Annotated in this window: 6 protein-coding genes; all 6 read right to left on the reverse strand. The window is 38.8% G+C overall.

What is annotated here, in order from left to right:
* Nucleotides 1–738: 738 nt before the first annotated feature.
* On the reverse strand, nucleotides 739–2,001 hold the full coding sequence (gene ilvA, locus NK356_RS23720) for a threonine ammonia-lyase (protein ID WP_253318213.1): 1,263 nt from the start codon (nucleotides 1,999–2,001) through the stop codon (nucleotides 739–741).
* Nucleotides 2,002–2,012: 11 nt separating this feature from the next.
* On the reverse strand, nucleotides 2,013–3,059 hold the full coding sequence (ilvC, locus tag NK356_RS23725) for a ketol-acid reductoisomerase (RefSeq protein ID WP_034692308.1): 1,047 nt from the start codon (nucleotides 3,057–3,059) through the stop codon (nucleotides 2,013–2,015).
* 47 nt (nucleotides 3,060–3,106) lie between these two features.
* A complete protein-coding gene (locus NK356_RS23730) occupies nucleotides 3,107–3,388 on the reverse strand; it encodes a hypothetical protein (protein ID WP_051934208.1) in 282 nt (93 codons plus the stop codon).
* Between the two features lie 11 nt (nucleotides 3,389–3,399).
* Nucleotides 3,400–5,124: a biosynthetic-type acetolactate synthase large subunit gene (gene ilvB / locus NK356_RS23735; protein WP_253318214.1), complete on the reverse strand. Its 1,725-nt coding sequence runs from the start codon at nucleotides 5,122–5,124 to the stop codon at nucleotides 3,400–3,402.
* A 6-nt stretch (nucleotides 5,125–5,130) separates the two neighbouring features.
* Nucleotides 5,131–6,813, reverse strand: coding sequence for a dihydroxy-acid dehydratase (gene ilvD, locus NK356_RS23740; protein ID WP_253318215.1), 1,683 nt, complete (start codon nucleotides 6,811–6,813; stop codon nucleotides 5,131–5,133).
* Between the two features lie 180 nt (nucleotides 6,814–6,993).
* Nucleotides 6,994–7,866, reverse strand: a complete 873-nt coding sequence (gene ilvE, locus NK356_RS23745) for a branched-chain-amino-acid transaminase (RefSeq protein ID WP_253318216.1) — start codon at nucleotides 7,864–7,866, stop codon at nucleotides 6,994–6,996.
* Nucleotides 7,867–7,979 lie beyond the last annotated feature (113 nt).

The raw sequence follows: 7,979 nt of genomic DNA on the forward strand, positions 1-7,979 counted from the left end.
AACAAATCAAAATATATAAAAATTATTTACTTTTTAACAAGAAAAACCGCCTCAGTTGTGAGACGGCTTCTTTTTTCATCATTGTGTTTTTAGAATCTGAAATACGAAATAATTTAATATTGAATATGATTTGGAACCGTTAAGAGGAGTTTAGGTTGTAAGGAAAGTTAAGATTCAAATTAATTTGAATGAAGCACCGTGCTTAATAAATATCTCAAGATATTTCTCCTTCACTATTCTTAAAAACTTTATTATTCTTAATGGTTTAAAATTTATTTTTAATTCATCATATTTCTTTTGTCTTGAAACAAAAGAATCAAAAATTCAAGACTTAGAAACTTCAGCTAAAAATGAAATCTGTTCTCTAAAAACTCTAAACTCCTGCGGAAACACTCTATGTTTAGAATCATATGTTGCCCCGCACTCAAACAATAGAGTTTTTTTAACGTTCACAGAATTCATTTTCTTAACGCTTCAGGTTCTTATGTCGTTTGATATTGTCAAAAAACAAAAAGGCTTCACAGATTGTGAAGCTTTTTTCATCATTGTGTTTTTAGAATCTGAAATACGAAATAATTTAATATTGAATATGATTTGGAACCGTTAAGAGGAGTTTAGGTTGTAAGGAAAGTTAAGATTCAAATTAATTTGAATGAAGCAGCTTACTTAATAAATATCTCAAGATATTTCTCCTTAAATATTCTTAAAAACTTTATTATTCTTAATGGTTTAAAAATTTTAAATAAGCAAATTCATCAGAGAAGGATCATTGTTCAGATAGTTGACAAAGAAATCATACTGTTTCATCTTATCGATCAATGGGGTGAAATCTTTGTTTTGCTTCAGAGCAATTCCTACGACTGCAATTCCTTTTTCTTTTGAATTTTTCTGGGTGTATTCAAAGTAGGTAATATCATCATCAGGACCTAATACATCCATTACAAAAGCCTTCAATGCTCCGGGACGTTGTGGAAATCTGACCAGGAAATAATGCTTTAATCCTGCATGAAGCAATGCCTTTTCCTTGATCTCTTCCATACGGGTAATATCATTATTACTTCCACTGATGATACATACTACGTTTTTACCTTTTATTTCTTCTCTGTACTTTTCCAATACTGCTACAGAAAGTGCTCCTGCTGGTTCTACCACGATAGCATCTTTGTTGTACAGTGACAATATGGTTTCACAGACAAGTCCTTCATCTACTGTAGCCATATCATACAGTACGTCTTTACAGCGTTCAAAAGTAAGATCTCCCACTTGCTGTACGGCTGCACCGTCTACAAAACGGCTTATCTTTTCGAGAAGAACGGGTTCCCCTTTTTCAAGGGCTTTTTTCATGCTTGCTGCTGCGGAGGGTTCTACACCAATAATTTTTGTTTGTGGAGACAGATGCTGAAATACAGTACAAACTCCTGCTGCCAGTCCACCACCACCTATCGGAACAAAAAGATAATCAACTAAACCTTCTGACTGTTCCAGAATCTCAAGTGCTGTTGTAGCCTGCCCTTCAATAATAGCAGGATCATCAAATGGATGAATAAATACACTGTTATGGTCTTTACAAAACCTCATCGCAGCATCTTTCGCAGCATCAAAAGTATCTCCGAAAAGAATAACGTCTATGTATTCTCCACCAAACATTTTCACCTGTTCAAGCTTTTGTCCGGGAGTTGGCAAAGGCATGAAAATCGTTCCTTTGACCTTCATGGTCTGACATGCAAAAGCAACGCCCTGGGCATGATTTCCGGCACTGGCACAAACAACACCTTTTGAAAGTTCTTCCTCAGACATGGTGGCCATCTTATTATAAGCTCCTCTTATTTTATAGGATCTGACCCTTTGAAGGTCTTCTCTTTTAAAATAAATATTCGACTCATAAATAGCTGACAGATTATTATTGACAGCCAAAGGCGTTTTTACCACTACATTTTTTAATCGTTCCTCCGCTTTATAGACATTCTTTAGAACGGAGGGACTTACATCCTCTTTCATCATCTGTTTAGTAATTAATTGTTTTCGGGTCTCAGGCTTCGTACCGTTTTACCTGCTTTCCACATTTCGCTTTCTCTCAACTCAGTAAGTTCAGCTTCCAATTTTTCACGATAATCCGGTTTGCTGTTACTGTCGATCGAACGTTGTGCCTCGTTTCCTTTCGCTACATTGTCATACAGTTCTTCAAACAAAGGCGAAGTAGCATCTCTGAAACGCTTCCACCAATCCAAAGCTCCTCTCTGAGCAGTTGTGCTGCAGTTAGCGTACATCCAGTCCATTCCGTTTTCTGCTACTAAAGGCATTAATGACTGAGTCAATTCTTCTACGGTTTCATTAAAAGCTTCAGAAGGGCTGTGTCCATTTTTTCTCAATACATCATACTGAGCAGCAAATATTCCCTGTACAGCACCCATCAAAGTTCCACGTTCTCCGGCAAGGTCGCTGTATACTTCTTTTTTAAAGTCGGTTTCAAAAAGATATCCGCTTCCTATCGCAATTCCTAATGCAGTTACTCTTTCTCTGGCCTTTCCTGTAGCATCCTGATATACAGCAAAACTGCTGTTCAAACCTCTATCCTGCAAAAACATTCTTCTCAATGATGTTCCAGATCCTTTTGGTGCTACCAGAAATACATCTACATCGGCTGGAGGAACAATTCCTGTACGCTCGCTGAAGGTAATTCCGAAACCATGAGAGAAGTACAATGCTTTTCCTGGGGTAAGATGCTGTTTTACTTTCGGCCAATATTCTATCTGTGCGGCATCACTCAGAAGATAGCAGATAACAGTTCCTTTTTCCAGTGCTTCTTCGATTTCAAATAAAGTTTCCCCTGGTACAAATCCGTCTGCTACTGCTTTATCCCATGATTTGGAGTTTTTTCTCTGTCCTACAATTACATTAATTCCGTTATCTTTCTGGTTTAAAGCCTGTCCAGGTCCCTGTACTCCATAACCAATCACGGCTACGACTTCATTCTTTAATACTTCCTGAGCTTTTTCCAACGGAAATTCTTCTCTTGTTACTACATTCTCCTCTACTCCTCCAAAATTCAATTTTGCCATTTTTTTTGATTTTATTTATTATTGATTGTGATGTTTAATTTTTACATTTAGCTGGCATATTCTACCACCGTCAGATATGGGTTTCTGTGATAATGTACCTCCAGAACATCTACCTGCTTTTCCATTTGTCTGCTGATCTTCTGAACAGAATCTTCTGTTTCCCGGATTACAATGACAAACTTTTTTACCTTTTCTATTTCTGAAGGCCCTACATTGAAGGTTACCATAGAAATTCTTCTTCTTGAAAAAATAGCATTGATGCGGCTGATCAATCCTAAATAATCTTCTGTGTACGCCGTAATGGTGTATTCTTTATGATCTGTTTTCATCTTTTTTATTTTTAAGCTTTATTATTTAATACAATCTCCGAAACACTTTTCCCCTGTGGAATCATCGGAAATACATTGTGTTCTTTTCCTGTCATTACTTCAAGGAGGAAAGATCCTTTATGATCCAGCATTTCATGGAGTGCCCACTTCAGTTCTTCTCTCTCAGACACTTTCTTTCCAGAAATATTATACCCTTTTGCTACCTGAACAAAATCCGGACTCTGAATATCTACTGAAGAATATCTTTCTTCGTGAAACAATTCCTGCCACTGTCTTACCATTCCCAGATAGCAATTATTCAGGATTAATATTTTGACTTCCGGATGGTATTGCATAATAGTTCCCAGTTCCTGAATATTCATCTGAGCTCCTCCATCACCCATCACTGCAACCACAGGGCGGTTGGTTTCTGCATAAGACGCTCCTATTGCTGCGGGAAGACAGAATCCCATTGTTCCCAGCCCTCCACTTGTAACGTTGGTTCGGGAATGTTTGAAATGAGAGTAACGACACGTTGCCATCTGATGCTGTCCCACGTCGGTTACAATTACAGCTTCACCTTTTGTCATTTCATTCAGGTGGCGGATAACTTCTCCCATTGTAATTTCTCCCTCTTCAGGGTAAAGCTCTGTATGGATCAGATTGATACTTTCAATTTCATGACATTTTTTAAATCTTTCATGCCAGTCATGATGTTCTCTTTTTATAATCCTTTCGGTAAGAAGAGGAATCGTGTGTTTACAATTTCCAAGAACCGGAACATCTACTTTTACATTTTTATTGATCTCTGCGTTATCAATATCCAGGTGAATAATCTTAGCCTGTTTTGCATATTGATCCAATCTTCCGGTCACTCGGTCATCGAACCTCATTCCGACTGCAATTAAGACATCACATTCATTGGTTAATATATTCGGGCCATAGTTTCCGTGCATTCCTACCATTCCTACAGCTTGTGGATGATGAGTTGGAATAGCACTCATTCCTAAAACCGTCCATGCTACAGGAATTCCTGATTTTTCGGCAAATTGTAAAAATTCTTTTTCGGCTTTCCCCAGCATAATCCCCTGTCCAGCGATGATAAATGGTTTTTCTGCTTTATTGATCAGCTCTGCAGCTTTTCCAATATTTTCCAGACACGGATCAGGATCGGGTTTATAACTTCTCAATGAATTACATGATGAATATCCTTTATAAGCAACAGACTGCAACTGGGCATTTTTGGTCACATCAATCACTACTGGACCGGGACGACCTGACTTTGCAATGTAGAATGCTTTTGCCAATACTTCGGGAAGCTCATTGGCATCGGTCACCTGATAATTCCATTTGGTAACAGGACTTGTGACGTTCATTACATCAATTTCCTGAAAGGCATCAGTTCCCAGAAGGTGTTCAAAAACCTGTCCTGTAATACAAACCAAAGGAGTATTATCTAATAGTGCATCTGCCAAACCTGTTACAAGATTAGTTGCTCCCGGGCCACTTGTAGCCAATACAACTCCGACTTCTCCTGAGACTCTTGCTAAGCCCTGCGCTGCATGTACTGCCGCCTGTTCATGGCGTACCAATATATGTTTCAGATTTTCCTTATAGTCGTAAAGGGCATCATAAATAGGGATAATAGCACCTCCCGGATATCCGAAAACAGTTTTCACTCCTTCCTGAAGAAAGGCTTCAAGAATGATCCGGCTTCCGCTCAGTTGTATTTCTGTTGATATATTCAGATTTTCCATATTTTCTTATTGAGTGATTTCGTCCGTTACACAACCTTCTGCAGCTGATGATACTGTTAATGCATATTTATAAAGCAATCCTTTCTGTACTTTAAGGGCTGGTTTTTGCCATCCTTGTTTTCTTCTTTCTATTTCTTCTTCTGAGACTTTAAGCTGTATGGTATTGTTGACAGCATCAATTTCAATCAGATCATTATCGTTTACAAAGGCAATCAGACCTCCTTCGTGCGCTTCCGGAGTGATATGTCCTACTACGAAGCCATGGGTTCCTCCGCTGAATCTTCCGTCTGTAATTAAAGCAACACTGCTTCCCAGTCCTGCTCCTATCAGTGCGCTGGTGGGTTTCAGCATTTCCGGCATTCCGGGAGCTCCTTTCGGGCCTTCATGACGGATGACAATGACGTCTCCATGCTGTACGGTTCCATCCTGAATTCCTCTGATCAGATTTTTTTCACCATCAAATACACGGGCTTTACCTACGAAACGTTCGCCTTCTTTTCCTGTGATCTTGGCTACACTTCCTTTTTCCGCAAGATTTCCGTATAGTATTCTCAGGTGTCCTGTAGCTTTTACAGGTTCTGAAAGAGGCTTTATAATTTTTTGTGTATTAAAATCCAGATCGGGAACATTTTCTAAATTTTCAGCTAATGTCTTTCCGGTTACTGTTAAACAATCACCGTGTAATAATCCCTGGTTTAAGAGGTATTTCATGACTGATGGTATTCCTCCGTGTTCATACAGATCCTGCATCAGGTATTTCCCGCTTGGTTTTAAATCTGCCAACACCGGAGTTTTATCACTCATTTTTTGGAAATCATCCTGAGTAAGCGGCACTCCTACACTTTTTGCCATGGCTATAAAATGTAGAACGGCATTAGTGCTTCCCCCAAGAATAACAATCATGCGAAGGGCATTTTCAAAAGCTTTGCGGGTCATGATATCCGAAGGTTTAATGTCTTTTTCCAATAATATTTTCAGATATTTTCCTGCTTCAAGGCATTCTTCCTGTTTTTCTTTGCTTAAAGCCGGATTGGAAGAGGAATACGGAAGACTCATTCCTAACGCTTCTATTGCAGATGCCATTGTATTCGCAGTATACATTCCACCACATGCACCAGCTCCGGGACAGGAATTTTTCACAACTCCATCAAAATCTTCTTCAGTGATTTCTCCAGCTATCTTTTTTCCTAACGCTTCAAAAGCAGAAACAATGTTAAGCTGTTCACCTTTATAGCAGCCGGGAGCAATTGTTCCTCCGTACACCATGATAGATGGTCTGTTCAGCCTTCCCATTGCGATGATGGTTCCCGGCATATTTTTGTCGCAGCCTGGTAATGCGATCAATCCGTCGTAGTATTGTGCTCCACAGATAGCTTCGATACTGTCTGCAATCACATCACGGCTTACCAGAGAATAGCGCATTCCATCTGTTCCGTTGCTCATTCCGTCACTTACTCCGATGGTGTTAAAAATCAATCCGGCTAATCCATGCTTCCATGTTCCTTTTTTTACTACCTGAGCCAGATCATTCAAATGCATATTACAGGTGTTCCCGTCATAGCCCATACTGGCAATTCCGACCTGAGCCTTGTGCATATCTTCCTCTGTAAATCCTATCCCGTACAACATGGCTTTGGCTGCGGGTTGTTCGCTATTTTGCGTGAATGTTTTTGAATATTTATTTAACATACTTTTCCTACATTTTCTATTCTTTTCCTCTTCTTCAAATAGAGTTCTTTACTAAATTTTGATCCAAAACTACATTTTGTAATATTCTTTTCATTTTCATTTTTTCTAAAAACTACAATATTCAATTATTCAAAAAACAGAATTATCCAATTGATAATCAAACATTTAAATTCATAATATTTACAATGACAGAACTCTTACTAATTTTAAATATGCCTGTTGTACTCTCCCACTTGCTGTGTTTTCCCAGTCTTTGGTAAAAGGAACATCATCAAGTGAATCCAGGGCAACAATTTCTGCTGCGGTACCACAGAAAAAGCCTGCATCTGCACCCCGCATTTCCTCTGGTTTAAAAAAGGTTTCTTTTACAGGGATATCAAGCTCATCGCAGATCTCCATCACCGTTTGTCTTGTGATTCCAGGAAGGATGCTTCCTTTAGCCGGAGTATATAAAACTCCGCCTTTTTCATAGAACACATTGGCACCTGAGCTTTCGGCAACATTCCCGTTTTCATCCAGAACCAGCGCTTCATCATAGCCTTTATCTTTGGCATCCTGACAGGCTAATATGGAGTTTACATAATGTCCTCCTACTTTGGCTTCCACCTTGAAAGCTTTAGGATTAGGACGTTGAAAAGGGGAAGTCATAATTTTCATTTTATCTGCCAGATAGCCGTTATTCCATTCCCAGGCTAGAAGTGACAGGTAAGATTTTTGTCCTTTTGAGAGAGACATATTGGGAGAGCACGTAACCAACGGACGGATATAAGCATCGGTAAATCCATTTCGATCCAGAAGTTCATAGGTAAGTTCTGTAAGCTGATTTACGGAATAATCGAAAGGAATATGCATCAGTTCTGCTGATCTTTTCAGTCTTTCGTAGTGTTCTTTTGCTTTAAAAATCTGAGTCCCGTGATCTGTGCTGTAGGATTTAATTCCTTCAAAAACAGAGTAACCATAGTGAAGAGATTGTCCATACAGATCGGTTCCGGCATCTTTCGCTTTCATAAATTTTCCGTCAAAATAGATGGTCGTGTCGTCGTTGTAATACATGTTATAGAGGTTTAAAAAAATTAACAAATGGGAATAAAAAAAGAAGCCGTCTCATTTTCCTTGAGGCGGTTTTTGTTTATAAACTACCCATATTATTTTTTTAGGATGATTTT

The organism is Chryseobacterium sp. S0630, from assembly GCF_024158915.1.
GTDB lineage: Bacteria > Bacteroidota > Bacteroidia > Flavobacteriales > Weeksellaceae > Chryseobacterium.

Coding starts and splice junctions, on each gene's coding strand:
- ilvA (WP_253318213.1), bottom strand. CDS start 2,001: ATGATGAAAGAGGATGTAAGTCCCTCCGTTCTAAAGAATGTCTATAAA.
- ilvC (WP_034692308.1), bottom strand. CDS start 3,059: ATGGCAAAATTGAATTTTGGAGGAGTAGAGGAGAATGTAGTAACAAGA.
- NK356_RS23730 (WP_051934208.1), bottom strand. CDS start 3,388: ATGAAAACAGATCATAAAGAATACACCATTACGGCGTACACAGAAGAT.
- ilvB (WP_253318214.1), bottom strand. CDS start 5,124: ATGGAAAATCTGAATATATCAACAGAAATACAACTGAGCGGAAGCCGG.
- ilvD (WP_253318215.1), bottom strand. CDS start 6,813: ATGTTAAATAAATATTCAAAAACATTCACGCAAAATAGCGAACAACCC.
- ilvE (WP_253318216.1), bottom strand. CDS start 7,866: ATGTATTACAACGACGACACGACCATCTATTTTGACGGAAAATTTATG.